Origin of the sequence: Mycolicibacterium anyangense, assembly GCF_010731855.1 — a bacterium.
Lineage (GTDB): Bacteria > Actinomycetota > Actinomycetes > Mycobacteriales > Mycobacteriaceae > Mycobacterium > Mycobacterium anyangense.
Genome location: NZ_AP022620.1, coordinates 4,841,940 through 4,866,522, shown reverse-complemented (window position 1 = coordinate 4,866,522; position 24,583 = coordinate 4,841,940). Strand labels below are relative to the sequence as shown.

The 24,583-nt window shown below is 68.0% G+C and carries 23 protein-coding genes and 1 riboswitch; of the genes, 14 read left to right on the top strand and 9 right to left on the bottom strand.

The window, feature by feature from the left end:
* Positions 1–2: 2 nt before the first annotated feature.
* The 3 genes from G6N35_RS22920 to G6N35_RS22910 all read right to left on the bottom strand — a co-directional run bounded on the left by G6N35_RS22920 (position 3) and on the right by G6N35_RS22910 (position 4,105).
* A complete protein-coding gene (locus tag G6N35_RS22920) occupies positions 3–1,241 on the bottom strand; it encodes an MgtC/SapB family protein (RefSeq protein WP_163806346.1) in 1,239 nt (412 codons plus the stop codon).
* A 106-nt stretch (positions 1,242–1,347) separates the two neighbouring features.
* Positions 1,348–3,072, bottom strand: coding sequence for an MFS transporter (locus G6N35_RS22915; protein ID WP_163806344.1), 1,725 nt, complete (start codon positions 3,070–3,072; stop codon positions 1,348–1,350).
* A gap of 178 nt (positions 3,073–3,250) precedes the next feature.
* The gene (locus G6N35_RS22910; protein ID WP_170313146.1) at positions 3,251–4,105 is read right to left on the bottom strand and encodes a type IV toxin-antitoxin system AbiEi family antitoxin; all 855 of its coding nucleotides are present in this window, start codon (positions 4,103–4,105) and stop codon (positions 3,251–3,253) included.
* Positions 4,106–4,260: 155 nt separating this feature from the next.
* A riboswitch (TPP riboswitch) is annotated at positions 4,261–4,375 on the top strand.
* On the opposite strand from G6N35_RS22910, the gene thiC reads away from it, so the two are divergent.
* The 6 genes from thiC (at position 4,366) to G6N35_RS22880 (ending at position 10,698) form a co-directional block, all read left to right on the top strand.
* Positions 4,366–5,946: a phosphomethylpyrimidine synthase ThiC gene (gene thiC / locus G6N35_RS22905; protein ID WP_163806342.1), complete on the top strand. Its 1,581-nt coding sequence runs from the start codon at positions 4,366–4,368 to the stop codon at positions 5,944–5,946. It overlaps the preceding riboswitch by 10 nt.
* A gap of 2 nt (positions 5,947–5,948) precedes the next feature.
* Complete coding sequence (gene thiD / locus G6N35_RS22900; protein ID WP_163807875.1) at positions 5,949–6,785, top strand: bifunctional hydroxymethylpyrimidine kinase/phosphomethylpyrimidine kinase; 837 nt, start codon at positions 5,949–5,951, stop codon at positions 6,783–6,785.
* The gene (locus tag G6N35_RS22895) at positions 6,782–7,405 is read left to right on the top strand and encodes an alpha/beta hydrolase family protein (RefSeq protein WP_163806340.1); all 624 of its coding nucleotides are present in this window, start codon (positions 6,782–6,784) and stop codon (positions 7,403–7,405) included. Before thiD ends, G6N35_RS22895 begins: the two co-directional genes overlap by 4 nt.
* A gap of 77 nt (positions 7,406–7,482) precedes the next feature.
* Positions 7,483–8,967 carry a flavin-containing monooxygenase gene (locus tag G6N35_RS22890; RefSeq protein WP_163806338.1) on the top strand — a complete coding sequence of 495 codons (1,485 nt, stop codon included), beginning with the start codon at positions 7,483–7,485 and terminating at the stop codon, positions 8,965–8,967.
* Between the two features lie 18 nt (positions 8,968–8,985).
* Positions 8,986–9,246, top strand: a complete 261-nt coding sequence (locus G6N35_RS22885) for a DoxX-related protein (RefSeq protein WP_163806336.1) — start codon at positions 8,986–8,988, stop codon at positions 9,244–9,246.
* Between the two features lie 189 nt (positions 9,247–9,435).
* Positions 9,436–10,698 (top strand): APC family permease, encoded by a 1,263-nt coding sequence (locus tag G6N35_RS22880; protein WP_163806334.1) that lies wholly within the window; start codon positions 9,436–9,438, stop codon positions 10,696–10,698.
* Here the strand turns inward: G6N35_RS22880 and G6N35_RS22875 are convergent.
* Genes G6N35_RS22875 through G6N35_RS22860 form a run of 4 tightly spaced genes read right to left on the bottom strand, consistent with a single transcriptional unit; the run spans position 10,695 to position 14,572 of the window.
* The gene (locus tag G6N35_RS22875; RefSeq protein WP_163806331.1) at positions 10,695–11,363 is read right to left on the bottom strand and encodes a GntR family transcriptional regulator; all 669 of its coding nucleotides are present in this window, start codon (positions 11,361–11,363) and stop codon (positions 10,695–10,697) included. The genes G6N35_RS22880 and G6N35_RS22875 overlap by 4 nt on opposite strands.
* A gap of 40 nt (positions 11,364–11,403) precedes the next feature.
* A complete protein-coding gene (locus G6N35_RS22870) occupies positions 11,404–12,354 on the bottom strand; it encodes a transketolase family protein (protein WP_163807874.1) in 951 nt (316 codons plus the stop codon).
* 29 nt (positions 12,355–12,383) lie between these two features.
* Positions 12,384–13,232 (bottom strand): transketolase, encoded by an 849-nt coding sequence (locus tag G6N35_RS22865; RefSeq protein WP_163806329.1) that lies wholly within the window; start codon positions 13,230–13,232, stop codon positions 12,384–12,386.
* A complete protein-coding gene (locus G6N35_RS22860; RefSeq protein WP_163806327.1) occupies positions 13,229–14,572 on the bottom strand; it encodes an MFS transporter in 1,344 nt (447 codons plus the stop codon). The genes G6N35_RS22865 and G6N35_RS22860 overlap by 4 nt, the downstream gene beginning before the upstream one ends.
* A gap of 187 nt (positions 14,573–14,759) precedes the next feature.
* Here G6N35_RS22860 and G6N35_RS22855 point away from each other — a divergent pair, with 187 nt between their 5' ends.
* From G6N35_RS22855 to G6N35_RS22830, 6 genes are read left to right on the top strand one after another with little or no spacing between them, the layout of a single operon-like run.
* Entirely contained in the window at positions 14,760–15,590 is an 831-nt protein-coding gene (locus G6N35_RS22855) for a sugar phosphate isomerase/epimerase family protein (protein WP_163806325.1), read from the top strand.
* An 11-nt stretch (positions 15,591–15,601) separates the two neighbouring features.
* Positions 15,602–16,369, top strand: a complete 768-nt coding sequence (locus G6N35_RS22850) for an SDR family NAD(P)-dependent oxidoreductase (RefSeq protein ID WP_163806322.1) — start codon at positions 15,602–15,604, stop codon at positions 16,367–16,369.
* A gap of 5 nt (positions 16,370–16,374) precedes the next feature.
* Positions 16,375–18,099 (top strand): dihydroxyacetone kinase family protein, encoded by a 1,725-nt coding sequence (locus tag G6N35_RS22845; RefSeq protein ID WP_163806320.1) that lies wholly within the window; start codon positions 16,375–16,377, stop codon positions 18,097–18,099.
* The gene (locus tag G6N35_RS22840; protein WP_163806317.1) at positions 18,096–18,551 is read left to right on the top strand and encodes a ribose-5-phosphate isomerase; all 456 of its coding nucleotides are present in this window, start codon (positions 18,096–18,098) and stop codon (positions 18,549–18,551) included. The genes G6N35_RS22845 and G6N35_RS22840 overlap by 4 nt, the downstream gene beginning before the upstream one ends.
* 46 nt (positions 18,552–18,597) lie before the next feature.
* Positions 18,598–19,860 carry a uracil-xanthine permease family protein gene (locus G6N35_RS22835; protein WP_163806315.1) on the top strand — a complete coding sequence of 421 codons (1,263 nt, stop codon included), beginning with the start codon at positions 18,598–18,600 and terminating at the stop codon, positions 19,858–19,860.
* Positions 19,860–20,492 (top strand): DUF2497 domain-containing protein, encoded by a 633-nt coding sequence (locus G6N35_RS22830; RefSeq protein ID WP_163806312.1) that lies wholly within the window; start codon positions 19,860–19,862, stop codon positions 20,490–20,492. The genes G6N35_RS22835 and G6N35_RS22830 overlap by 1 nt, the downstream gene beginning before the upstream one ends.
* Before the next feature lie 14 nt (positions 20,493–20,506).
* On the opposite strand, the gene G6N35_RS22825 is transcribed toward G6N35_RS22830, so the two are convergent.
* The gene (locus G6N35_RS22825; protein WP_163807873.1) at positions 20,507–21,979 is read right to left on the bottom strand and encodes a M28 family metallopeptidase; all 1,473 of its coding nucleotides are present in this window, start codon (positions 21,977–21,979) and stop codon (positions 20,507–20,509) included.
* A 171-nt stretch (positions 21,980–22,150) separates the two neighbouring features.
* Here G6N35_RS22825 and G6N35_RS22820 point away from each other — a divergent pair, with 171 nt between their 5' ends.
* Entirely contained in the window at positions 22,151–23,128 is a 978-nt protein-coding gene (locus G6N35_RS22820; protein WP_163806309.1) for a permease, read from the top strand.
* Positions 23,125–23,823 carry a TIGR03943 family putative permease subunit gene (locus G6N35_RS22815; protein WP_163806307.1) on the top strand — a complete coding sequence of 233 codons (699 nt, stop codon included), beginning with the start codon at positions 23,125–23,127 and terminating at the stop codon, positions 23,821–23,823. Before G6N35_RS22820 ends, G6N35_RS22815 begins: the two co-directional genes overlap by 4 nt.
* Here G6N35_RS22815 and G6N35_RS22810 read toward each other — a convergent pair.
* Positions 23,814–24,581, bottom strand: coding sequence for an SGNH/GDSL hydrolase family protein (locus tag G6N35_RS22810; protein WP_163806305.1), 768 nt, complete (start codon positions 24,579–24,581; stop codon positions 23,814–23,816). The two genes, G6N35_RS22815 and G6N35_RS22810, sit on opposite strands and share 10 nt — an antisense overlap.
* Between the last annotated feature and the right edge of the window lie 2 nt (positions 24,582–24,583).

Here is a 24,583-nt window from a genome sequence, read left to right as displayed (position 1 = left end):
GCTCAGCCCCGCACCACGGCGAGAGTCAGCGCAGCGGCGAACACCAGCGCGGGCACGGCCATCGCGGCGACGAAGCCCAGACCGAAGCGACGGCCGCCCGCGGTGAACGCCAGCACGGTCTTGACAATGAGATTGGAGCCCAGCGCGGCCCCCACCGACAGCAGTGCGGTGTCGACGGTGATGTCCCCCTTGGCGGCGAGACTGGCCGCCGCGACCGACCCGGCGTGGGCATCGGCGAGGCCGGCGGCGAAGGCCGCCAACACCGCCCCCTGAGGGCCCAGAATGGCTGCGCCCCAACGCCCGACGAGCAGAGCGAGGGTGAGTACCGCGGCCAGGATCAGTGCGGGCCGCAGGGCGAACGGGCGGCTCTGCGGCGCTTCGTCGGGCGTCGGCGGCTGGTCACGCATCGCGCCCCGGTACACGAAAGCCGCGACACCGAGCAACACGAGCAGTCCGGCCACAACCGGCATCCACAGCCGCCGCAACACGTCGAGGTCGACGAGTGCGATCACCACCAGCAATTGGACGAATGTCGCCAGACTGGCGAGCAGGGCGCCGGCCAGCGGGGCGCGCAGGCCCGCGCCGGTGCGGCTGATCCGCCCCATCGAGGCGGTGGTCGCCGAGGCGGAGACGAAGCCGCCGGCCAGTCCGGTCACCAGCAGCCCACGCTGTGGACCGAGTGCGCGCACGCCGATATACCCCACCCACCCGATCCCGGTGAGCAGGACGACGAGCAGCCAGATCTTCGCGGGGTTGAGCACGCCGTACGGTCCGATCCCACGGTCCGGCAGCAGGGGCAGCACCACGAATGCCACGACGAAAAACTTGATGGCGTCTTCGAGTTCGACCTCGCTGACGATCTCCCGGGCGAACCGGTGGATCCGCGATTTGGATACCAGGAGGGCGGCCACCACCACAGCCAGGGCGACGGCGATGCCGGGCCGGCTGTAGGCCAGCGCACCGAGAAGGTAGGCGACGATCGCGGCGATCTCGGTGGTGGTCCCCGGATCCTCGGCGCTGGTCCGAAAGTAGGCCAGCGCCAACAGCACTCCGATGCCGAGCAGTCCGACCACTACGAGCCGGATGTCGATGCTGGCGGCGACCGCACCGAGCAGGGACAGCAGAGCGAACGACCGTGAACCGGCGGGCAGGGTGCGGTTGTGGCTGCGCTCCCGCTCGAAGCCGAGCAGCAGCCCGACGGCCAGCGCCACCAGGAAAGGCTGGATCTGCTGCCAGGTCACAGCGACACCCTCCCTCGTCCAGACTGCCCCGCCACTCTATGGCGCCGTCAGCAGTCACAGGAGGGTCGAACGTCACCAGCACGACCGGTGATTCGATGTCTTGGCGCTAGTCCGCGAGATCCTCGGCGTAGCGGCCGGGGTTGAACAGCGAGGCGATCGCGCCGATCACCATCATCAGCGCCGCAGCACCGAACACGACCACCAGTCCGGCGTGGAACGGCTCGGTGATGAGGTTCGGGAAGAACGTCTTACCGGTCAGCACTTCGACGTTGACCCCGGGTTGATTCAGCGCGTGGTAGGGCGCCAGGAGTTCGGCGATCGGGTTGTAGCCGAGGAACGCGGCGAACAAACTCCCGACCGGCGGCAGGTTGGCAATGTCGTGCGCCACCGACGCCGAAACACCTTGGTCCTGAAGGCCTTTGCTCATCGTCTCCGGAAGAGTGCCGGCCAGGCCGACGATCATCAGCGAGAAGAAGATGCCGATCGACAGCGACGAGCCGGCGTTGAAGAAGGTGGACCGCACACCGGAGGCGGCACCCCGCTGGGCGGCCGGCACGCTGGACATGATGGCCGCGGTGTTGGGCGCGGTGAAGATGCCGCCACCCAGGCCGTTGAGGAACACCAGCACGGCGAACACCCAGTAGTTGAAGTTGACCGGGATCATCACCAGCGCCACGAAGGTCAGCGCCATCAGGACCATGCCGCCGACGGTGAACGGCCTGGCCCCGAACCGGTCGGCGAGCGAGCCGGCGATCGGTGCGGCGGCCAGGAACCCGAACGTCATCGGCAGCATGTAGATGCCGGCCCACAGCGGGGTGGATTCGAAACTGTAGCCGTGCAGGGGCAGCCAGATGCCCTGCAACCAGATGATGAGCATGAACTGCAGTCCGCCGCGGCCGACCGACGACATCAGGCCGGCCAGGTTGCCCATCCCGAACGACGCGGACCGGAACAGCCGGATGTCCACCATCGGTTCGGCCACTCGCAGTTCGATGATGCAGAACAGCACCAGCAGCAGGATGCCGGCGATGATCGCACCGAGCACCCACGGGTTGAGCCAGCCCGTGGTGGAGTCACCGTAGGGCTGGATGCCATAGGTGATGCCGATCAGCAGGACGGTCAGACCTACACCGAAGGTGACGGTCCCGGCCCAGTCCATCCGGCCGGGATTGCGGGTGCCGATCTCCTTGAGCGAGCACACGCTCCACACCGTGCCGAGGATGCCGATGGGAACGCCGACCCAGAAGATGGCTTGCCAATGAATCTCGGAGAGCACCCCGCCGATCAACAAGCCCAGGAACGAACCGGCAACTGCCGCAACCATGTTGACGCCGAGAGCCATGCCGCGCTGGCTGGCCGGAAAGGCGTCGGTCAGGATCGCCGAGGACGATGTCATCAACATCGCACCGCCCACACCCTGAACCACCCGCCAGGCGATCAGCCAGATGGCTCCGCCGTCGAGCTGGAATGGGTCGAACGAGAGCGCGATCGCCGACAGGGTGAACACCACGAAGCCGATGTTGTAGATGCGGACCCGCCCGAACATGTCGCCGAGCCGGCCGAACGGGACTACCAGCACGGCACTGACCACCAGGTAGCCCATCAGCATCCACAGCAGGTAGCTGACATTTCCGGGCGCCAGTGGGTTCAGGCCGATACCGCGGAAGATGGCAGGCAGCGAGATCAGGACGATGGAGGAGTTGATCGTGGCGAGCAGGGTGCCCAGCGTGGTGTTGGACAGCACGACCCACTTGTAGTGCGGGTGGTCATGGTCCATCCGCCGCCGGCGGCGGTCGGTCTCGATCTCGGCAGCGTCAATCTCGGTGGTCACGGGCACGTCTCGTTTCGTAAGCAATCGATCAGTAGCAGCAGCGGGCGCCGACGGCGCAATAACGCATATGTTAGCTATACAAATCTTTCCAGGCCAATCCGCGCCGAAACTCACGATTCGCCCCGAAAGTACGAGTAGATCCCTGCGAAACGTGAAACTCGAGGCAGGGCCGCTCGGCTCAGGGTCTCCAGCCCCGCGATAGCAGATGTCGCCGGGTACGTTCGACGATCTCGTCATCGCGGTCCTCCTTGATGACATGATCAACCGCCCACCCGAGACGTTCCAGGATCGGGCGCAGTCGCACGTCCTTCACGTAGGAGCGGCGGTCGGTGCGGTGCACGTCGCCGTCGTACTCCGAGCCGACCCGGAACCGCTCCCACCCCAGGTCGAGGATCCGCACCGCGCGCCTGCCGTCGAACACCGGTACCTGGGTTTGCGGACGGGGGAGGCCGGCATCGATGTACAACAGGCGCAACCTGGTCTCCTGCGGTGAGGCCGCTCCGCCGTCGACGAGGGGCAGCACGTTGGCCAACCGCTTCAGCCCGCGCGCTCCGGGATACCGCTTGGCCAGCAAGGACACGTCTTCGATGGAGAACAGCTGGTTGCGCATCAGCGCGTCCAGCCGAGCGATCGATTCCGCGCGTCCAAGGTGCCTGCCCAGATCGAATGCGGCCCGGGCACGCACGACGACAGGGATGCCGGCGACCGTGGTGACCTCATCCGGTGCAATCGCCTCCTGCCGGACCACCAGACCCGGCTGGGGACGCGCATGCCGCGGCGATATCAGCTCGATGGTGGTGTGGGCGTCGACCCAATTCGCGCCGTACAGTCCGGATGCGGCCACGCCGGTGACCACGGCCTGGCAGCCCGTCGCCAACCACGCCGCCTTCACCCGATCCCACAGCGTGACATCGGTGTCCTTGGGCATGTACACACCACGGAAAAGCGGCTGGTAGCAACGGGTCAGCTCACTCCTGGTGAGCCGGCCATCCGTCAGCGCCGCACGTCCGATGAACACCTCCCGCTTGGCCATGACGGGAGCCTGTCACCGGGCACCGACAACGCTCCGCTGCCGGCTCCGTCGCCCAATTTCACGTTTCGCAGCGAAAGGTCGAGTAGACCGCCGCAAAACGTGAAACTCACGGCTCGGCGGACCCCCAGCGCCGTGGGCTACTGTGGGCGACGGAATACCAACCACACGGGAGTGCACACCCAAGTGCGCTGAGAGGACGGCTGTTCGGTGCCGTCGACCGTATGAACCTGTCCGGGTAATGCCGGCGTAGGGAGTGAATGATGACTGATGTTTTTGTCGACCCCACCGTCACCACCGGCCCGATCGCGGGAAGTGTGAAGGGGTACACCGACCTCGAAGACTTTCCTGGCCTGCGGGTGCCGTTTCGCCGGGTGACCACCGCCGATGGCGAGCACATCGACCTGTACGACACCTCCGGGCCCTACACCGACCCGAAGGCGAGGATCGACCTGCGCGCCGGGCTGCCGCCGCGCCCGGGTGTGGTCTGCGAAGGCACCCAGTTGCAGCGCGCCCGGGCCGGTGAGATCACCGCCGAGATGGCGTTCATCGCCGCCCGCGAGGGCGTGCCCGCCGAGCTGGTCCGCACGGAGGTCGCAGCCGGCCGCGCGGTGATCCCCGCCAACCACCGCCACCCCGAATGCGAGCCGATGATCATCGGCAAGGCGTTCGGCGTGAAGGTCAACGCCAACATCGGCAACTCGGCCGTCACCTCCTCGATCGGCGAGGAAGTCGACAAGATGGTGTGGGCCATCCGCTGGGGTGCGGACACGATCATGGACCTGTCCACCGGTGCCGACATCCACACCACCCGGGAGTGGATCCTGCGCAACTCCCCCGTCCCGGTCGGAACGGTCCCGATCTATCAGGCGCTGGAGAAGGTCAACGGTGATCCCACCCGGCTGACCTGGGAGATGTACCGCGACACCGTGATCGAGCAGTGCGAGCAGGGCGTGGACTACATGACCGTGCACGCCGGGGTGCTGTTGCGCCACATCCCGCTGACGGTCAAGCGGGTGACCGGGATCGTCAGCCGCGGCGGTTCCATCATGGCGGCGTGGATGCTCGCACATCATCAGGAGTCGTTCCTGTACACCAACTTCGGCGAACTGTGCGAGATCCTGGCCCGCTACGACGTAACGTTCTCCCTGGGTGACGGGCTGCGGCCGGGCTCGATCGCCGACGCCAACGACGCGGCTCAGTTCGCCGAGCTCGCCACCCTCGGCGAACTGACCACGATCGCGAAAAATGCTGGCGTGCAGGTGATGATCGAGGGGCCCGGCCACGTGCCCATGCACAAGATCGTCGAGAACGTCCGGCTCGAGGAGGAACTCTGCGAGGAGGCGCCGTTCTATACCCTCGGGCCGCTGGCCACCGATATCGCGCCGGGCTATGACCACATCACCTCGGCGATCGGCGCGGCGATCATCGCCCAGGCCGGCACCGCGATGCTGTGCTACGTCACCCCCAAGGAACACCTGGGTCTGCCGAACCGCAAGGACGTCAAGGACGGGGTGATCGCCTACAAGATCGCCGCCCACGCAGCCGATCTGGCCAAGGGGCACCCGCGGGCACAGCAGCGCGACGACGCCTTGTCCAAGGCGCGCTTCGAGTTCCGATGGAAGGACCAGTTCGCGCTGTCGCTGGATCCCGACACCGCGCAGGAGTTCCACGACGAAACACTGCCCGCCGAGCCGGCCAAGACCGCCCACTTCTGCTCGATGTGCGGGCCGAAATTCTGCTCGATGCGCATCACGCAGGACATCCGCGACGCGATGGCGACCAAATCCGAGGAGTTCGCCGCACACGGCAACCGGGTCTACATCCCTCTGGAACACTCGTGAGCGTGAACCTGCTGCCGTTGACGCCGCCGACCCAGACCCCACCGCGGGTTCTGACGATCGCCGGCTCCGATTCCGGCGGCGGCGCCGGCATTCAGGCCGACATGCGTACCTTCGCACTGCTCGGCGTGCACTCGCTGGTGGCGGTCACCGCCGTCACCATCCAGAACTCGTTGGGAGTCAAGGGTTTCCATGAGATTCCGACGGACGTGATCGCCGGACAGATCGAGGCGGTGGCCACCGACATCGGTATTCAGGCCGCCAAAACGGGCATGCTGGCGTCCTCGGCCATCATCGAGAGCGTCGCCGGCACCTGGCGTGACCTCGGCCTGGCAGGCAACACCCCGTTCGTCGTCGACCCGGTGTGCGCCTCCATGCACGGTGATCCGCTGCTGCACCCGTCGGCGCTACAGACACTGCGCACCGAGCTGTTCCCGCTGGCCAGCCTGGTCACCCCCAATCTCGACGAGGTGCGGCTGATCGTGGGGATCGACGTCGTCGACTCCGCATCGCAGCGCGAGGCCGCCAAGGCACTGCACGCCCTCGGCCCGCAGTGGGCCCTGGTCAAGGGCGGCCACCTGCGCGGCTGCGGGCAAAGCCCCGACCTGCTCTATGACGGCACCGACTTCTACGAGTTCGACGCGCCGCGGATCGATACCGGCCACGACCACGGCGCCGGGGACACTCTGGGAGCCGCCACGGCTTGCGCACTGGCACATGGCTATTCGATGCCCGATGCGGTCGCCTTCGGCAAGACCTGGGTCACCGAGTGCCTACGGGCGGCCTACCCGCTGGGTGCGGGCCACGGGCCGGTTTCCGCGCTGTGGCGGCTGCAGGCATGAGCCCGAGCCTCGACGACATCGGCGGTATCGCCCACGAGCCGGCCGGCACCCCGGCCGGGGTTGTGGTGCTCACCCACGGCGCCGGCGGCAGCCGCGAGTCACCGATGCTGATCCGGATCTGCGAGCAGTGGGCATCACAGGGCTGGCTGGCCGTGCGCTACAACCTGCCGTATCGGCGACGACGGCCGAAGGGCCCGCCGTCGGGTTCGGCGGCCGGCGACCGGGAGGGCATCGTCGAGGCACTCGCGGCAGCCCGGGCTCTGGCCGACGGACCGCTGATCGCCGGCGGCCACTCCTACGGCGGTAGGCAGACCTCGATGGTCGCCGCGGACAACCCCGGTCTGGTGGCGTTGCTCACACCGTTCTCCTATCCCCTGCATCCGCCCGGCAAGCCCGACCGGCTGCGCACCGAGCACTTCGGGGCGATCACCGCACCGACGGTGTTCACCCAGGGCAGTGCCGACCCGTTCGGCACCATCGGGGAACTGCGGACCGCAGCGCGCCTGATCCCGGCGCCGGTGCAGATCGTCGAGATCACCGGAGCCCGTCATGACCTGGGCTCCAAGACACTCGACGTGCCGGCCCTCGCAGTGGCCGCTGCGCTGTCCGCACTGCCGTAAGCGTGGGACCTTGGTCCCATGGACTGGGGCTGCGCGGGTCTGCGGTGGTTACCGGCCGGTCCGGTACGGTCTTTTTCATGACCGAGCAGCAGTTCGACGCGATCATCGTCGGCGCCGGTTTCGGGGGAATCGGCGCGGCGATCCAGCTCAAGAAGCTGGGTTTCACCGACTTCGTCATCCTCGACCGGGAGGACGACCTGGGCGGTACCTGGTACGTCAACCACTACCCCGGCCTCACCGTCGACGTCCCCACCACCACGTACTCCTACTTCTTCGAGCCGAACCCGAACTGGAACCGGCTGTTCTCCACCGGGGCCGAGATCAAGCAGTACGCCGACGACGTGTCAGCCAAGTACGACATCCGCCGGCACATGCGGTTCAACGCGACGGTGGCGAGTGCGCGCTGGGATTCCGACGCCGACCTGTGGCGGGTCACGCTGGCCGACGGCGACACCCTGTCCGCCCGCTACCTGATCACCGCCACCGGGTTCCTGTCCCAGCCGAAGACGCCGGAGATCCCCGGCATCCACAGCTTCGAGGGCACGGTCCTGCACACCGCCGACTGGGACAACGCCTACACCCCGGCAGGCCGGCGGATCGGCATCATCGGTACCGGCGCCACCGCGGTACAGATCATTCCCGAGCTCGCCAAGGACGCCGCCGACCTCACGGTCTACCAGCGCACCGCGATCTATGTGGTACCCAAGGTGGACATCAAGTTCTCGGCGCGGGCCAAGCGGCTGTTCGCCCGGGTGCCGTTGACCCAGCGCGCCATCCGCGCGGTCACCGACGCGCTCTACGAGTGGATGGTCTACGTGGGTGTGCTGCACCAGAAGCACTTCGGGCGGATCACCATCGCCGCCGCCGACCTGGCCAAGATGTGGCGCTTCGCCACCATCCGGGATCCCGAACTGCGGCGCAAGCTGACCCCGGACTACGACTTCGGCTGCAAGCGGCCGACCTTCTCCAACAAGTACTACCGCACCTTCACCAAACCGAACGTGCATCTGCAGACCAGCGGGATCGATCATGTCGAAGCCGACGGCATCGTCGCCAACGACGGCACCAAGGCCGTGATCGACACCCTGGTCCTGGCAACCGGTTTCGATATCTGGGAGGCCAACTTCCCGGCGTTCGAGGTGATCGGCCGCGACGGCCGCAACCTCGGAAAGTGGTGGCGGGAGACCAGGTTCCAGGCCTACCAGGGGGTGGCGGTTCCGTACTTCCCGAACTTCCTGAGCCTGGCCAGCCCGTATGCCTTCCTGGGGTTGAACTTCTTCAACTCGATGGAGTACCAGATGCGCCACATGGATCGGCTATTGGGAGAGGTGAAGCGCCGCGGCGCAACCACATTCGAGATCACCGAGGATGCCAACAACCGCTATCTGGACCGGATGACCGAACTGCTCGGGGACACGTTGTTCAGCAACGGCAACTGCACCTCGGCGCGGTCGTACTATTTCAATCCCAATGGTGAGGCGGCATTGTTGCGGCCGATGTCCACGCGCGCGGCTGTGCGCGAGGCATCGACCTATCCGATCAGCGATTACCAGATCAGTTAGAACCAGGAGAGGACGTCGATGGCTGCAGAGGGTTTGATCAAGTTGGCGGGAGCGGTCGTGGCCGCTACCGGGCTGTCGCACTTCGTGCGCCCGGAGCTCTACGAGTCGGTGTCTGCCCAGGCCTTCCCCGAGAACACATTGCAGCACACCTACATCAACGGCGGTATCGAGACGGCGATCGGTCTGGCCCTGGTGGCACCGAAAACCCGCAAGCTCGCGGTGGCCGGATTGGTTGCGTATGGCGCCTATCTGGGCGCCAATATCGCTCGCCACCGCTGAGCCCCAAGGTCACAACTTCAACAATTTTTACGGCCTCGTCAGAATTTTGGCTTAGCCTGAGCGGGCACGGCGATGCCGTAAGCCGCTGGCTCCTGGGGCCACGCTGATCCGGGTCGGGGGACCGTGCCGGACCGGCATGGGGGCGGATTCCGCTCCCAGGCCGGTCCGCATTCATGTTCGGCGCTTAGCATGCCGCCCGTGAGCACTCTGCAACGTCGGCTCGGCACGGGCGACGCCGTGGTCATCGGGTTGGGCTCGATGATCGGCGCCGGCATTTTCGTGGCATTGACGCCTGCGGCGGTGGCGGCGGGGTCCTGGCTGCTGGTCGGTCTGGCGCTGGCCGGTGTGGTGGCCTATTGCAACGCCACGTCATCGGCGCGGCTGGCCGCACGCTATCCGCAGTCCGGTGGTACCTACGTCTACGGTCGCGAACGCCTCGGACCGTTCTGGGGCTACCTGGCAGGGTGGAGTTTCGTGGTCGGCAAGACCGCGTCGTGTGCGGCGATGGCGTTGACTGTCGGGCTCTATGTCTGGCCCGCCTACGCCCACGCCATCGCGGTGGCCGCCGTGGCCGCGCTGACGGCGGTGAACTACCGCGGGGTGCAGAAGTCGGCCCTGCTCACCCGGATCATCGTCGCGCTGGTTCTGGCCGTACTCGCCGGAGTTGTTGCCGCCGTTGCCTTCTCGGGCGCAGCAGATGCGGGCAGGCTCGCACTGGGTGACAGCCGGCCGCTGGGTGTGCTGCAGGCCGCCGGTCTGTTGTTCTTCGCCTTCGCCGGATACGCCCGCATCGCAACCCTCGGCGAGGAGGTGCGCGACCCGGCCAGGACCATCCCGCGGGCCATCCCGATCGCCCTGGCGCTGACGCTGGTGATCTATGCCGTGGTCGCGGTGACCGTGCTGAGCGTCCTGGGCCCGGACGGGTTGGCCAGTGCTGCAGCGCCATTGGCCGACGCCGTGCGCGCTGCTGGTGCACCGGGGTTCGAGCCGGTGGTGCGCGCCGGTGCGGCGATCGCGGCCCTGGGGTCGTTGCTGTCGCTGATCCTGGGGGTGTCGCGGACCACCCTGGCGATGGCACGCGATCGGCACCTGCCGGCTGCCCTGGCCGCTGTGCACCCCCGGTTCGGGGTGCCGCATCGGGCGGAGGTGGCCGTCGGCGTACTGGTGGCCGCATTGGCGGCGGTGGCCGATGTCCGCGGCGTGATCGGATTTTCGTCGTTCGCGGTGCTGGTGTACTACGCGATCGCGAATGCCTCGGCGTGGACGCTCGAGGGCCCTGATCAATCCCCGGGTCGCTTCGCTCCAGCCGGCCGGGTCATCCCGGCCGCCGGCCTGCTCGGCTGTGTGGTGCTGGCGTTCGCCCTGCCGCTGCAGTCGGTTCTCGTCGGAGCGGTCGTACTGGCCCTCGGCGCCGGGATCTACGGCGTGCGCCGAACCATGACCGCAGGCTAGGCCGCGCCGCTCACCAGAACGGACGCCGCACCGGACATGTGATCGGCGACCGCGGCGGCAGCCTGGTCGGCTTCGCCGGACTCGATGGCGTCGACGATCACCAGGTGCCGTTTGGAATCCATGTTCTTGATCGCCCGGTCCACCCCGGCGAACATGATGGACATCCGGATACTGCCCTCCAGTGACGACCACGAATGCAGCAGCGTCTCGTTGCCCGACAGCTGGCACATGGTCCGGTGGAACTTCAGGTCGGCTTCGATCCGGTCCTCGAGATTGGCTGCGGCCCAACGGTCCATCTCGGCAACCGCCTGGCGCAGCGCCTCGACCGCGTCCGAGCGGTCCGCGCGGTTGGCCAACTCCCGGGCGGCCAGAGATTCCAGCGCGGCGCGAACGGTGAAAATGTCCCTGATCTCCTTGGCATCGAGATGCCGTACCGAGAGCCGACCGCGCAGCCCGGCCGAGATCAGTCCCTCCTGCTGCAATTGCCGCATGGCCTCACGCAACGTCCCACGGCTGATCTGCAGCGCCTCGGAGAGCTCGGTCTCGACCAGGTGAGTGCCGGGGCGCAACTGGCCGGTGGTGATCGCCCGGCGCAGGGCCGTCAGCGCCTGCTCACGCAGGCTGGTCTTCTCCAGACGCAGCAACGAGGTCGATTCCACCGACATTCGACGCTCCTTCGACTGTTGACATCTGGCTGTCAACACCTTACAGCCGTTCGAGGACCGTGCCGATGATCCGCGAGGTCGACAAGCCGTAGCGTTCGTGCAGCGTAGGCAGCGCGCCGGCGGCCAGGAACTCGTCGGGCAGGCCGACGGGGTGGATCGTGCGAGCGAGCCCGGCGCGCACCACGGTGCCGGCGACCGTTTCGAAGAGTCCACCGACCACGGTGTGGTTCTCCAGGGTCAGGACCAGCCGGTCAGCGGCGAGTTCGGCCAGCGCGGTAGCGGTGTCGAACGGCTTGAGCGTCGGGGTGTGCAGCACCGCGACGTCCACCCGGTGGGCGGCCAGTTGCTCGGCCGCCTGCAGCGCCCGCATGGTCATCAGTCCGCTGGAGATCAGCAGGACGTCGGCCCCGCTGCGCAAAAGCGCCGCCCTGCCCAGCTCGAAGCGGTAGTCGTACTCGTCGAGGACCGTAGGCACCTGGCCCCGCAGCAGCCGCAGATACGTCGGGCCGGAATGCGCCGCCAGCTGCGGGACGGCCTGGTCGATGTCCACCGAGTCGCACGGGTCGACGATGGTCAGGTTCGGCATGCCCCGGAAAATGGCGACGTCCTCGGTCGCCTGGTGCGACGGACCGTATCCGGTGGTCAACCCGGGCAGACCGCCGACGATGTTGACGTTCAGCCCCGGCTCGGCGATGTCCAGACAGATGAAGTCGTAGGCCCGGCGGGCCGCGAACACCGAATAGGTGGACGCGAACGGCACCAGCCCGACTTCGGCCATCCCGGCGGCGGCGCCGAACAGCAGCTGCTCGGCCATCCCCATCTGGAAGAAGCGCTCCGGGAACGCCTGGGCGAAGATATGCATGTCGGTGTACTTGCCAAGGTCTGCGGTCAGGCCGACGATGCGGCCGTCCTGTTCGGCCGCCGCCGCCAGGGCGTGGCCGAACGGGGCCGCTGTGGTGCGCTGGCCGGGGTCGGCGAACGAGGCGATCATCGCCGAGGTACGCAGGGGCGCTGCCGAAGTCACGCGGGGACTCCTTCCTCGTATCCGAGGGTCAATTGGTCGCGGCACAGCTGCCACTCGTCGGCGTCGATACGCATGAAGTGCGCTTTCTCGCGGGTCTCGAGCATCGGAACACCGCAACCGATCCTGGTGTCGCACAGGATGATTGACGGAGCCCCGACACTGCGGGCGTGTTCGGCAGCCGCGTCGAAGGCACCCAGCAGGGCGTCGACATCATTACCGTCGACACGCTGGGTGAACCAGCCACAGGCCTGCCACTTGTCGACCACCGGCTCGGTGCGCAGCACCCCAACGGTCGGGCCGTCGGCCTGCAGGGCGTTGATGTCCACCATGGCGGTGAGGTTGCCCAACTGGTGATGGCTGGCGCCCATGGCCGCCTCCCAGGTGGATCCTTCGTCGAGTTCGCCGTCGGAGAGGAAATTGAACACCCGCGCCTGCGAGCCCAGGTGGCGTAGGCCGAGCGCCATGCCCACGGCCACCGTCAGTCCGTGACCCAACGAGCCGCCCGAGATCTCCATTCCCGGTGTGTAACTGGCCATTCCGGACATCGGCAACCGTGATTCGTCGCACCCGTAGGTGTCGAGTTCATCGACGCCGATGATGCCGGCGTCGGCCAGCGCGGCGTAGAGGCCGATGGCGTAGTGACCCGTGGACAGCAGGAACCGGTCCCGGCCCAGCCAGTGCGGGTCGTCAGCCCGGAACCGCAGCTGATCGGCGTAGACACAGGCCAGCATGTCGGCGGCACCAAGGGCCTGCCCCACGTAGCCCTGTCCCTGGGCCTCGCCCATGTTGAGCACGTGATGACGCATCCGGTAGGCGGCCTGCGCCACCTTCTGGGCCCGGTTCATGCGGCGACTGCACGGGTGTCCAGGGTGCTCGCGGCGGCCAGGTCGGCCAGTTCACGCTCCTGCGCGCCCCATGTTTCGCGGGTCAGCAGGGCGGCGACCAGACCGATGGCGGCGTAGAGGCTGAACAGCAGCGCCGGGCCGAACCACCCGAAGGCCTCGTAGAGCAGCGTCGTGATGAACGGGGTGAAGCCCGACACCATCGCCGAGATCTGGTAGGCCAGCGAGGCGCCCGAAGTGCGGGTGTGGGCGGCGAACAGCTCGGGGAACCAGGCGCCCTGCGCGCCGGCCAGCGCGTTCTGACACACGCCGTAGGCGACCACGAAGGTGGCGATGATGAGGATCAGGACACCGGTGTTGACCAGAAGGAACATCAACACACCGAACGGGATCCCGAAGGCGCACACCCACAGATACACCGGGCGCCTGCCGATGGTGTCGGTGAGCCGAGCCCACCCCATGGTGGCGAAGATGCCGATGGCCGACGCGATGCACAGCGCCACAAGGGTTTCGGTCTTGGTGGCCAGTTGGGCGTTCTTGAGGTAGGAGATCATGTAGGTGATCGACACGGCGTAGCCGGCGGTCTCGGCAACGCGCAGACCGATGCCGCGCAGGATGTTGCGCCAGTCGGTCTTGAAGACCTCGACGATCGGAGCACGAACGATGCGGCCCTGCTCCTTGACGTCCTCGAATACCGGGGACTCCGGGACGCGGGCCCGGATGATCAGGCCGACGATGACGAGCACGATGCTGGCCAGGAAGGGCACCCGCCACGCCCAGTCGCCACCGAGGTGGACGCTGACCAGGAAGACGAGGTTGGCCAGCAGCAGCCCGACCGGGAAGCCGGCCTGGACGATGCCGGTGTAGCGCCCCTTCTGCTTCCACGGCGCGTGCTCGTAGCTCATCAGGATGGCGCCACCCCATTCGGCGCCGAATGCCAAGCCCTGGATGATGCGGACGGTCACCAGCAGCACCGGCGCGAGCACACCCACCGCGGCGTAGGTGGGCAGCAAGCCGATCGCGAACGTGGCCAGGCCCATGATGATGAGCGAGGCGACCAGCACGGGCTTGCGGCCGACCTTGTCGCCGAGATGGCCACCGATGATGCCACCGAGTGGGCGGGCTGCGAAGCCGACACCGAGGGTCGCGAAGGAAGCCAGCGTGCCGGCCACCGGGCTGGAATGCGGAAAGAACGCGGTGCCGAAGTAGAGCGCTGCCGCCGTACCGAAACCGATGAAGTCGTAGGTCTCGATCACGGCGCCGACACCGGAGCCGATCGCAACCCGACGGGCGTCCTTGGTGCCGTGCACCGGTCCTCGCATCATCAGAGCGTCATCGCTCATGAGCCTGATCCTTTCAAACCGTGAGGTCAAAGTCACTGTCGACGGTCGACAGTGCCCTAGGCCACTCAGTGTGAGTCGCATCATATTTAATGTCAACAGTCGACATCAAATGACCGTCGCCAGTTGACTGTCAACAGTCAACCTATTAGTCTGTGGTGACGATCACATCTGCCCCGAGGACACGTTCATGACTTCCATCCACACCCGGCTCGGCTGCTCGACGATCAGCTTTCGTCACCTGCCCCTGCCTGCGGCGCTGGACGTCATCGCCGGCCTGGGCTTCACCGAGATCGACCTGGGCGCCCTGCCCGGGGTGTGCGACCACGTCCCCTATCAGCTGGATCAGGCCGCGGTCGACGCCGTCGCCCAGGTGGTCACCCGCTCCGGCCTGACGGCGCGTTCGATCAACGGTGACATCGGTGACCTCAACATGCCGGTAGACGCGGAGGCCAGGATCCGGCGCGACGAACACCTCGACGCGCTGGTCCGGCTGGCTCAGCTCACCGGCGCGCGGGCCGTCGTCCTGCCCTGCGGCGCGGCCAACCACACCCCGGTGCGCTCACTATCCGAGGACGTCGACCTGGTCGCCGCCGAACTCATCCGGGCCCAGGACTCGGCCGGCCCGTGCGGTGTGGAGATCTGGACCGAGTCGCTGCATTTCCACCGGTTGTGCTGCGACCTCGAGCGGGCCGCGCTGCTCACCGAGCGGCTTGCCGGCACATCGATCGGCGTGGTGATGGATTTCAGCCACATCGTGGCCTCCGGAGGAGACCCGTCGGACTTCGTCACGCGGTTCGCTGCGCGCATCGCGCACGTCCACCTCCGGGATGCCACACCCGGCAACATCAACCTCTCGATCGGCCGCGGCCAGGTGGATTTCCGCGGCGGCCTCAAAGCGCTCGCCGACGTTGGCTACGCCGGTCACTTCGCGCTCGAACTCGAGACCCGAGACGTCACCGACGACCAACGACCGCGCGCCACAGCAGAAGCGGCGCACCTGATTTCCGAACTGATCTAAGGAGTACCACCATGTCCGAGCTGACTGCAGTCATCACCGGGGCCGCCTCCGAACGGGGCATCGGAGCCGCCACCGCCCGCCGGTACGCCAGCGAGGGGTGGGCTGTGGTGATCCTCGACCTCGACGGTGAACGATCTGCCAAGGTCGCCGCCGACATCGGAAACCAATACGCCGTGCCGGCTTTCGGCTATACCGCCGACGTCACCTCGGAGGAGTCGGTACTCGAGGCGCAGCGGGCCGTCGCTGCCGAGGTCGCCGCGGGCAATCTGCCGCCGGTGGGTGCGCTGGCCAACATCGCCGGCATCACCTCTCCGGTGCCGTTCCTGGAGACCACCCTCGACATCTGGAACACGGTGATGGCGGTCAACGCCACCGGCACCTATCTGGTCACCAAGGCGTTCCTTCCGGACATGATCGAGCGGGGCTGGGGCCGCATCGTCAACATGTCGTCGGTATCGGCACAACGCGGCGGTGGAGTGTTCGGCAAGGTGCCCTACTCGTCGGCCAAAGCAGCGATCCTCGGGTTCACCAAGGCACTGGCCCGCGAGATCGCCGACACCGGGGTGACCGTCAATGCCGTCACACCGGGCGCCGTCGACACCGACATCCGGGTGGGCTCCACCGATGAGCAGGAAGCCAAGCTGGCCAAGGACATTCCGGTCGGCCGTACCGCCACGACCGACGAGGTGGCTGCCGTCATCACCTTCCTGTCCAGCCGCGACGCGAGTTACCTGACCGGTACCACCGTCGACATCAACGGCGGCAGCCACATCCACTGACGGCCATGACACACCTGTACAACGACCCGGCCGCCTTCACCGAGGACATGCTGGGCGGATTCCTCGACATCTACTCGCCCTACGTCGTCGGCGTGCCCGGTGGAGTGGTCCGCGCTGCGGAGACCCCACCCGGCAAAGTGGCCGTCGTCGTAGGCGGCGGCTCGGGCCACTACCCCGCGTTCTGCGGTGTCGTGGGCCCGGGGTTCGCCGACGGCGCGGTGGTGGGCAACATCTTCACCTCCCCGTCGGCACAACAGGCCGCCTCAGTGGCGCGGGCCGCGCACGGGGACGCCGGGGTGCTGCTCATCACCGGCAACTACGCCGGCGATGTGATGAACTTCGGCCTGGCCACCCAACAGTTGCGCGGCGAGGGCATCGACGCCCGCTACCTCGCGGTGACCGACGACATCGCCAGCGCCCCGACCTCAGAGGTCGACCGGCGACGCGGCATCGCCGGTGACTTTGCCGTGTTCCGGTGCGCGGGCGCGGCCGCCGAAGAGGGCGCCGACCTCGACGAGGTCGAGCGAATTGCCCTGTCCGCCAATGCCGCAACCCGAACCCTGGGCGTGGCGTTCGACGGGTGCACCCTGCCGGGTGCCGACCGGCCACTGTTTCGCGTCGCACCCGGAACCATGGATCTGGGGCTGGGTATCCACGGTGAGCCCGGCGTGTCGACGAGCACGATGCCCACTGCTGCCGAACTGGCCACCCAGCTGGTCGCCGGTGTGCTCGCCGAGAAGCCGGCCGGCGCAGGTGATCGCATCACGGTCATCCTCAACGGCCTGGGCCGAACCAAGTACGAAGAACTGTTCGTGCTGTGGTCCACCGTGTCGGGGCTGCTGGCCGAGTCCGGCCACACCGTGGTGCACCCCGAAGTCGGCGAACTCGTCACCAGCTTGGATATGGCCGGCTGCTCGCTGACCGTGATGTGGCTCGACGCCGAGCTCGAACGGCTGTGGACCTCCCCCACCGACACCCCCGCCTATCGTAAGGGTCGAATTATCAACGGCGACAAGGCAGTACGTCGTACCAAAGCCGTCGACAACGTTGCCGCCGCGGCGCCGCATACCGACGCCGATGCCGAGTCCCAGCTGTGCGGGGCCGCCATCGCGTCGGCGATGGATCAGATCGCCGCCAGGATGGTCCATGCCGAGGCTGAGCTCGGCCGCATCGATGCGGTTGCCGGCGACGGCGATCACGGCCGTGGCATGGTGAAGGGCGCTGCAGCGGCCGCGCATGCTGCGACCACTGCAACCGGTGCCGGTAGTGGCGCGGGCGCAGTGCTGTCCTGCGCCGGGGAGGCCTGGGCAGCCCAGGCAGGCGGAACCTCGGGGGTGCTCTGGGGTGCCGCGCTGACCGCGGCCGCCGTCCGGCTGGGCAACTGGGGGATGCCCGACACCGCCGCCGTCACCGCGGCACTTCGCGCGGGACACGACGCGCTCGTACAACTCGGCGGTGCCCGGCTCGGCGACAAGACCATGCTCGACGCGCTGACGCCGTTCGTGGCCGCGGTGGAATCGGCGGTCGCCGACGGAAATGACTGGCGCACAGCATGGACGGCGTCAGCCGAGATCGCCGACAAGGCGGCCGCCGCCACTGCCGAACTGCGGCCGAGGACCGGGCGCGCCCGGCCACTGGCCGACCGCAGCGTCGGCACGCCGGATGCCGGCGCGATCTCGTTGACCATGTGCATCCACACCGTCTGTGAACTTCTGGAGGAACTCTCATGACCTTGCGCATCGTGATCGGCTGTGACGACGCCGGCCTGACCTACAAGAACGTGCTGCGCCGCGACCTGGAGCAGGACGACCGCGTCGCCTCGGTACTCGACGTCGGGGTCGGCCCCGACGAGCACACCGCCTACCCGCACGTCGCCGTCACCGCCGCCCGCATGATCGCCGACGGCTCGGCCGATCGGGCGCTGCTGATCTGCGGCACCGGGCTCGGGGTCGCGATCAGCGCCAACAAGGTCACCGGCGTCCGAGCCGTCACCGCCCATGACAGCTTCTCGGTCGAACGGGCGATCCTGAGCAACAACGCACAGGTGCTGTGCTTCGGCGAACGCGTGATCGGCATCGAACTGGCCCGCCGACTGGTCCGGGAATGGCTCGGCTACCGGTTCGACCCGTCCTCGGCGTCGGCCGCCAAGGTCGCAGCGATCTGCGAGTACGAACCAGCCTGACCAACCGGGGTGCGCCGCGCCCCCACATGCGGTTGAGTGCTGAGGCGTGATCCCGTTGACTTGGACCCGCGTCGACTCCGCCGCCGACGAGGACTTCGTCGTCGCCCCCGACCAACGCCTGAGCTGGCCACGCACCCTGGGGATCGGCGCCCAGCACGTGGTGGCGATGTTCGGGGCGACATTCCTGGTGCCCGTCCTGACCGGGTTTCCGCCGGCCACCACGCTGCTGTTCTCCGGCATCGGCACGCTGCTGTTCTTGGTGATCACCGGCAACCGGCTGCCGAGCTATCTCGGGTCCAGCTTCTCGGTGATCGCCCCGGTGACCGCCGCGGTCGCCTCGCACGGTGCCGGCAGTGCGCTGGGCGGGCTGGTCGCCGTCGGAGTGTTGCTGATCCTGATCGGGCTGACTGTCCATGTGGTGGGTACGCACTGGATCGAGGTGACCCTGCCACCGGTGGTCACCGGCGCCATCGTCGCGCTCATCGGCTTCAACCTGGCGCCGGCAGCCAAGACGAACTTCGAGAAGGGCCCGCTGGTCGGCATCGTCACGCTGGTGTTGCTCGTCGGTGCGCTGGCGTTCTTCCGCGGCATCATCGGCCGGCTGGCGATCTTCCTCGCGGTCACGGCGGGTTACGTTCTGGCGCTGGCACTCGGTGAGGTCGACACCTCCGGGATTGCCGCGGCCGGCTGGGTGGGGCTGCCGACCTTCCAGACGCCCACGGTCAATCTGGCTGTGCTGCCGATGTTCCTACCCGCCGTGATCGCACTCGTCGCCGAGAACATCGGCCATGTGAAATCGGTCGGCCAGATGACCGGAGTCGACACCGATCCACTGACCGGCCGTGCGCTGGCCGCCGACGGCGTGGCGACCGTGCTGGCCGGGCTGGGCGGCGGCTCGGCCACCACCACCTACGCCGAGAACATCGGGGTGATGGCCGCCACCCGCGTCTACTCCACCGCCGCCTACTGGGTGGCCGGGGTGACGGCGATCGTTCTGTCGTTGTGCCCCAAGGTCGGAGCGACGATCTCGGCGATTCCGGCCGGAGTGCTCGGCGGGGCGACGATCGTGCTCTACGGCCTGGTCGGGGTCCTCGGGGTACGGATCTGGCTGACCAATCACGTGGACTTCGGGCGGCCCGTCAACCAGATGACGGCCGCGATCGCCCTGATCGTCGGCATCGCCGACTTCACCTGGCGCATTGGCAGTCTCACCTTCACCGGCATCGCTCTGGGCTCCATCGCGGCGCTGGTGGTGTACCACGGGATGCGGGCGCTGGCCGCGTTGCGCGGCGCACCGCGGTCGCTGTGATGACGGGGACCGTCGAGCGGCTCTACGAGACGTTCGCCCCTTACCCGCTGCCTGCCGATCTGGCCGTGTGCGAGCAGTGCGGACCGCAATGGTCGGTCACCGACTTGCAGAAGACCTCGCTGCGCTCGCTGTCACTGCTGCAACTGGAAGCGGTGCACGTGATGGCGTTGGACGACAACGGCTTGCGACACTTCTTCCCGCGCCTGATCGAGCTGCTGCGGGGCGAGCACTCCCCGGCTTTCGCCTTCGACCTGTCCCGGCTGAAGGGGCGGATGCCGTCCTGGCCCCAACCGGAGGCCACGGCGGTCACCGCCTTCGTCGACGATCTCTGGCACCGACTGCTGTCCACATTCCCCGCCGACCTGGGCTACTTCTCGGACAGCCCGACACTGATCGATTTCACCTATTGGTGCGACTGCCCGCTGCAGCCGCACCTGGACCGATGGCTGGCGCTGGACTCCGAGGCGGCGGCGCAACACCTCGCGGAGTTGGTGCAAGACGTCCTCACCGGCCGTGAGCCGGCCGAACCCGCTCTGCGACCGATGCTGCGGGAATGGTTACGCCGGCCGGCCGTCGGTGAACGGCTGCTGGCCGCCAATTGTGAAGCGGCCCTGGAACTGTGGGCTTTGTAATCAGGATTCGGTGATCAGGATTCGGTGATCAGGTGGCGGGTGCGGTCGTCGCGCACCGGGACACCGTTGCGCCCGGAGATGTCCTGGGCGTAGAGCCCGACCGCGTAGGCCACGCCACCGCCCTGGATGCCGAGGCTCTCGCGGTCGATGTGCTCGAGGGTGTCGGTGGCCTTGTGGTAGTTCGGGTCGAACGGTGCGTTCGCGGTTCCGCCCCAGAGCTTCTGCTGATCCTCGGTCTTGTTCTCCTCGGCGCCGGAGAACAATCCGCCGGCGGGGACGCCAGCCATGGTGAAGGCGTCGTAATCCGAGCGGCCATCGAATGACGTGTCCTGCGCGGTCTTTCCGGCCGACTTGAGGTAGGCGACCAGCGCGCGTTCGATGCCCGGTGAGCCCTCCGGAACCCTGGGCACGTTCTGACCGCGCCCCGGCGCCGTCGACTGATCGCCGTCATAGGTGAAGTAGCCGGGGTTCGGCGAGCCGATCATGTCGAAGTTCAAGTACAGCGCAATGTCCTTGAGCTGATCGACATTCAGCGACTCGATGTATTTCTTCGACCCGACCGTGCCGAGTTCCTCGGCACCCCAGAAGGCGAACCGGACGGCGTTCTTCACCTGTGGGGTGGGTCCGAGCTGCTTGGCCGTCTCCAGCACCGCGGCCACACCTGAACCATTGTCGTTGATCCCGGGGCCCTCCGGGACACTGTCCAGATGGGCGCCGACCACCACGACGTCCTGGGGGGAGCCGGTCTTGGTCTGGGCGATCACGTTGCGGGCGTTGATGGTCTTGGTGGTGGCCTCGAGCATGATCGTGGTGGGGCCGGGGTTGGCCCGCAGCCGCGCACCGTCGGCCTTGGTCACCCCGACCACCGGTATCGTGACGTTGCTGTCCTCGCCGAGGGTGGCGCCCATGTGCTCCTCGTCGACGTTGTTGGCGATGACGACGCCGACCGCACCCTCCTTGGCCGCGATCGCCTGCTTGTCCGCGAACGGGCAGCTGCCCCGGTCGACGAGGACGATGGCGCCTTTCACCGGCAGGCCGGCGTAGTCGGCGGCCGCACAGCCGGGGGTCTCGTCGGCCGGTGCCGCCACCAGTGGACCGCTGACGCCGGCCGGCGGGGTGCCGGCGCTGAACTCCAGGGCCCGCGCCTGCACGCTGACCCCGCCGACGGTCATCTCGGTCTTGCCGGTCTGGAAGATCCGGGTCTGGAACTCCGGGGTCGACACGTCGAAGCCGCGCTCCCGGAGCACCCCGGCCACATAGTCGACACTGGCATCGAAGCCGGGGGTACCCACCGCTCTGGTGCCGTTGTCGGCGTTGGCGATGTCCTGCAGTTTCTGCAGATGCGCCACCATCGCATCGGTGCTGACCTGCTTGCGCAACCCGTCGGCGAACTCCGCCGCGGGTTTTCCCGCAGGCACCGGGGCGCCGGAATCGGTGGGCTTGCTGCAGCCGCCCAGGGCGACTGCGACGACGGCGGCCGGCACCATTGCCAGAGCCAAACAGGTGCGCTTCACCGCGCCCAGGGTAGACGCTTCCCCGACGGTGGCCCCGTGGTCAGGGCCGACGCCGTGAAACCGCTGCCAATCTTCTGCGGACCGCCGCCGCGCCGACCTGTGTGCCCTGAGCACTCCCTGGTTCGAGTGGCAGGATGGCCCGCGATGACCGTCGCCGCACCCCGTCGCCCCCTGGTCACCTCGACCGAGGTGCTGGTGGCTGCTCTGGTGGTGTGCGCGGTGGCCGGCACCTGGATGCGCGACGGCGTGGCAGGCAACGACCGGCTTGCCACCGCAGGGACCGTGTTCAGCGGGGTCTTCCTGCAGGCCGTGCCGTTCCTGGTGCTCGGTGTGGTGATCAGCGGACTGATCGCCGCCTACGTCTCCACCGAACGGTTGGCACGCTGGCTGCCGCGGCGGGCCCCCGCCGCGGTACTGGCCGCCGGTGTGGCGGGCGCCGCGCTACCCGGCTGTGAATGCGGGTCGGTGCCGGTGGCCCGCCGACTCTACGGCGAAGGGTCGGTGGGGGCTGCCGCACTGACCTTCATGCTGTCCGCGCCGGCGATCAACCCGGTGGTCCTGGTCGCGACCGCGGTAGCGTTCCCGGGCCAGCCGCAGATGGTGCTGGCGCGCTGTGTGGCCTCGCTGGCCACCGCGGTGGTGATGGGTGCCCTGTGGTCGAAGTGGGGCCGGCCCGGCTGGGTCAGCCGCTCGCTGCCGCGCACCCACGACGACGGTGACTCTCGCTGGACGGTGTTCACCGAAGCCGCGCGACATGACTTCCTGCAGGCTGGCGCCTACCTGGTGATCGGGGCAGCCGCGGCGGCAACCCTGCGGGTCGTGGTGCCGCCGTGGGTGTTCGAGCACGTCGCCGGCCACCTGCTGCTCGGCGTGGTGACGATGGCGCTACTCGCGTTCGTGCTGGCGCTGTGCTCGGAGGCTGACGCGTTCGTGGCCGCGAGCTTGACCATGCTGCCGCTGATCCCGCGGCTGGTCTTCCTGGTGGTCGGTCCGGCGGTGGACGTGAAACTCGTTGCCATGCAAGCAGGATTGTTCGGCCGCGGGTTCGCGGCGCGTTTCGCCCCGTTGACGATGGTGGTGGCCACCGTGTCGGCGACCGTGGTCGGGCTGGTGTTGTTGTGAGGCGCGAAACCGAGAACGTGGTCCTGTTGATCATGGGGATCGCGGTGGGGATGGTCACCGTCACCGGCGCCTACACCCGTTACGTCAAACCGGGAATGTGGCCGTGGCTGGGGGCCTCGGCGGTGATCCTGATCGGGTTGGCGCTGGTGTCGATCGCCCGCGACATCAGTGGCGGCGGCGAGCACCACCATTCCGGGCACACCCACCGCAGCGGCATCGTCTGGCTGCTGGTGCTCCCGGTGATACTGCTGATCTTCGTCGTGCCACCGGCTTTGAGCGCCAAGGCAACTCCGCCGGCAACCGTCACCGTGAGTGCGGCTCGCTCGTTTCCGCCGTTGCCACCCGGCCCGGCCCCCACGATCTCGCTGCCCGAGGTCTTGATGCGTGTCGCCGTCGGCCCGGTGGGTGGTCTGGACGGCCACCAGATCACCACCACCGGGTTCGTCCTGCATGACGGCAACCAGGTGTACCTGGCCAAGATCGTGATCTTCTGCTGCGCCGCGGACGCCCAGCTGGCCAGACTGCAGCTGTCGGGTCCGGCCCTGCCTGCGGCGGCGGGGCTGCCCGACAACACCTGGCTGCGGGTCGAGGGCACCGTGCCGCCCGGACAACGCTATACCGGAACCGATTCGATTCCCCGCCTCGAGGTGTCCAGCGTGGTGCGGATCGACGCGCCGGCCAACACCTACGGCTGACCGACCCGGGCGACAATCAGATCGGCCACTGCGGCCATACCACGGGCGTTGGGATGGAACGGCTTCGGCCGCCAGGGCAGCAAGGAACCGGCGCCGACGGTCCACGGGTCGGCCGACCACGCGTGGTGGTCGCGGCTGGCGGCTGCCGCACCGACCACCTCACACCCGGTGTCCTGCGCCGCCTGTGCGGTGATCTGCACCAGCCGGTCGGCGACGTACCGGCCCAGGCCGGTGATGTGGTCGGGCAGTGGCGGGGCCGGTATGCCCGGGGGCGGTAGCAGAGTCAGGTAGTCCACGAACAGGATTCGCGCCTCGGGCGAGCGGGCTCGCAGCGCCGCCCCCACCTCGCGCAGCGATACGCCGGCGGCGTCGAGGGCCCGCCCGCGCGCCGCCGGATCCAGCAGGTCGCGCAGTGCGGTGCCCACCATCGGCAGCTTGCGCAGCAGCCCCGGCAGGGTCGCGGCGAACAGCAGCGGCACATAGCCGACGTCGTTGCCGCCGATCGTCACCGTGATCAGATCCTCGGTGCCATCGACGACCCCGATCTGCGGCGGCGCCCCGTGCTGGGGCTCGCGCAGGATGTTGGCCGTGGTGGCACCGGAGTAGGTGACATCGACCAGATCCAGGCCAAGCTGCGCGGCGGTCAGGTGCGCATAGTTGCGCGCCGAGCGTCCGGCAGCCCACGGCGACCCCACCGCCCTGGGCTTGATCCCCGGCCCGGCAGCCATCGAACTGCCCAGCGCCACATACCGTTTCATGA